The 228-nt window shown below is 71.5% G+C and carries 1 pseudogene; it reads right to left on the bottom strand.

The window, feature by feature from the left end:
- A pseudogene (locus tag BN358_RS11960) lies at positions 1-228 on the bottom strand (ATP-binding cassette domain-containing protein); the annotation flags it as partial.

Here is a 228-nt window from a genome sequence, read left to right as displayed (position 1 = left end):
ACGCGCACCGCGCCCTCGGTCGCGTCGAACAGCCGCGGGATCAGGTTCACCAGCGTGGTCTTGCCGCGCCGGTGGAACCGATGATCGCCGTGATCTCCCCGGGCCGGGCCGTGAACGAGACGCCGGAGAGTACCGGCTCGTCCGCTCCCGGGTAGGCGAAGCTGACGTTGTCGAAAGCCAGCTCGCCGTGCAGGGTCACGGCGGTGACCGGCTCGGCCGGCGGCACCA

The sequence above is a fragment of the Sedimentibacter sp. B4 genome (assembly GCF_000309315.1).
GTDB classification, from domain to species: Bacteria; Bacillota; Clostridia; order Tissierellales; family Sedimentibacteraceae; genus Sedimentibacter; species Sedimentibacter saalensis.
Note: the sequence above shows the minus strand (reverse complement) of the source record. Positions and strands in the feature narration are given on the sequence as shown.